We start from the raw sequence: 2,749 nt of genomic DNA on the forward strand, positions 1-2,749 counted from the left end.
AGATCACCTTCAGGTCGTGGGTTGCTATTGGTTGCTCGCGCAACTTCATTCAGGTTGGTTCTGTCGGGTTGAGCGGCCATCGTCTCGCGTGTGCCATAATAAGGATTTTCGGAGCCGGCGGTCGGACGGCCTGCGCGGAGGCGATATGGCCGGGCGGGCTTACGGAGCTCGCTGGGGCTGGTTAATTAGGCGACGTCAGAGAAGGCGGATCCAGCGATGGTTCCGACGGTTTGGCGCGGTGTTATCCGGTCGGGGCGGCGTCTTCGCAGGTAGATGGCCTGCTTCCCGCGTCGCCGAGGGCAATCGTCGGACCCGGTACAATCGGATAGCGGTTCGTATTCTGGTACGTCAGGTCCACCATGTTCTGTAATCATGCCGTTGACCTGGTCAGATTGGTTGCATCTATAAGTTTGAGGACCATGTTGATCGATTACGGTCCAGGTCGGGGGGTTGATCAAACGGTTCGAGTCCTCAGACCAGTCTCTCGACTGTGGCTACGGACGGTGGCATATGGGGCGGAGTGCCTGTTTGGACGAAGACGGAGATGGCTCGTGGGTGCCTGGGATGTGATCCCGTCCAGGCGCGGACTGAGGCCACCGACGACACGACCAGGAGCAACGGCGGATGGAATTTCGGTACGAGGGGCATCGCTCGGATAGCTGATCCCGTCTCGGACAGCTGATCACGTTCCGAAGCTGTCAAACGAATCGTCGTACGGCGGCATCTCGGCGGCGAACGTGCCGTAGGGCGCACCACCCCAGGTGCGGCCCGTCACGAGAAACAACCTGCCGTCCAGTATGGTCCACCACTCGTCGTCGGCCTGGTCGCCGCCACGCTCGGCGTGACCGCGTGGGGTCGCCGGGGGGCGCTGTGCCCATTGGCGCGCCGAGTCGGGCAAACGCAAACCCGAGCGCGGTGAGGTCGTCGTAGGCGGTGTAGCGGTCGACGCCGTACCGCTTGGCGTAGCTTTTCACAGTGGCTACTGCCGCGGCGGAACGGAGCCACTGTCTGCCGAGTCACGACGTTGCCGCTGGCGCATCCGGTGACGTCGCGGTTGCACGCTCGGATGTTACTGCCGGTCGGGTGCCGTAGCCGCCCGGCGGATAGGAGCGAGCCCGGTTCGCGTGCGCCGTCGATGAAGGCGCCACGCACCGCACGAGCGCAATGAACAAGCAAATCGCCGAGCACACGATTCGCGAACAATGGTGCGCCCCCCGGCATGGCCCGCGACAGGCCCTGGCGCGTGTCATCCGACCGGCACGGCGCGGAGCCGCACCCGCACCTCGATGACACTCAGCTACCGACTGCTGTATCCGACTCGCGGCAATTGCGGGCGGTACGTCGATCTGGCGGCTGACTACATAGCGTAACGTCGAAGCGCTGGTCCCCGGCGGCGGCCATATCGGTCTGCTCATGGCTCGACCGACACCACTCGCCTCTTATGATCATAATCTGCGCTTCACCGAGCGGGCAACCGTCCGGGAATCGGTGGCCGCCGCATTGTTCGACACGTTGACTTTTCAACACGTTTCTTGGACACCCTCCGGCCGCTCCGCGCACGCTCCGGGTCTCACATTGGATCATGTCCAGATAGCGAACGATTCCCCACATGATCGCTGACGGTCGAAGCCGCTGATCGACCCGGCCAGCCTGGCGTTGATAATCACGCCTTATGGGGGGACGCGGAGGGAAGCGCTGGCAGCCGGTCGGCCTGCTCGTGGGGCTGGCGGGGACGGCGGCGGCGGTTGCGCCGTGGCGTGGTGGGCGGGGTACTGCGGGCACGCTCGCCGCCGTGGTCGCTGCTGGCGGGCTGTGGGTGGCCTGGGCGGGGTATGCGGTTGACCGGCGGGATACCCCGGCCGGGGACGTCGACGTTGCCGGCGTGGCGGACCGGTTGGCCGATCAGGTTGGCCGGCAGTGGGCGGCGGAGGCCCGCCGGCAGGATCTGAACCGGCCGCCGCTGGAGGTGTCCTGGCAGCCGGCGGACCCATCGCTGTCTCCGCCCTGGTCGGACCTGCGCCGGCTGGCGGCCTCCGGCGCCGGCTGGCGTCAGCCCGCCCAGTCGGCAGCCGGCCCACACGAGCTCGCTGGCACCGGCGGCGAGTTGGTCGGCGTGCTCGACCGGGTGCCCACCGGCCGGCTGGTCGTGCTCGGCGAACCGGGCTCGGGCAAGACGATGCTGCTCATCCGCCTGGTACTGGACCTGCTCACCCGGCGCACCCCGGGCAGCCCGGTGCCGCTGCTCGTCCCGCTCGCCTCCTTCCGACCCGACCGCCACGACCTGCACCGCTGGTTGGAAACCCAGATCATCCGGGAACATCCCTGGCTGGCCACCACCGCGGCCGCCGGCATCAGCCGCGCCCGCGCCCTGCTGGACGCCGGCCTGATCCTGCCGGTCCTCGACGGCCTGGACGAGATCCGCAGCGGCGGTCGCGACCAGGCCATCGCGGCCATCAACACCACCCTGCGGGACGGCCAGCAGCTTGTGCTCAGCTGCCGGGTCACGGCGTTCCGGCACGCGATCCGCCCTGGCCCCGGTCGGCTCAGACACATCGAGGGTGCCGCCGCTATCCGCCTGTGCCGGCTGAACCCCGCCCAGGTCGCCGCATACCTGACTGAAACCGGGGGCAGCGCCGGGACTGCGCGGTGGATCCCGGTCCTGACGGCGCTGGCTACCGCCCCCACGGCGCCGGTCGTCCTCGCATTGGCCACTCCGCTGATGGCCAGCTTGGCTCGCACCATCTACAAC

At 67.7% G+C, this 2,749-nt stretch carries 2 protein-coding genes; one reads left to right on the plus strand and one right to left on the minus strand.

Going from position 1 to position 2,749, the window contains the following annotated elements; all coding sequences use genetic code 11:
* Nucleotides 1–682 precede the first annotated feature (682 nt).
* Nucleotides 683–898, minus strand: a complete 216-nt coding sequence (locus U9980_RS27470; RefSeq protein ID WP_322770586.1) for a hypothetical protein — start codon at nt 896–898, stop codon at nt 683–685.
* A 774-nt stretch (nt 899–1,672) separates the two neighbouring features.
* Between U9980_RS27470 and U9980_RS27475 the strand changes: the two genes are divergently transcribed.
* On the plus strand, nt 1,673–2,749 hold a 1,077-nt coding region (locus U9980_RS27475), incomplete at its 3' end, for an NACHT domain-containing protein (protein WP_322770587.1).

The organism is Protofrankia sp. Cr1, from assembly GCF_963555865.1.
GTDB lineage: Bacteria > Actinomycetota > Actinomycetes > Frankiales > Frankiaceae > Protofrankia.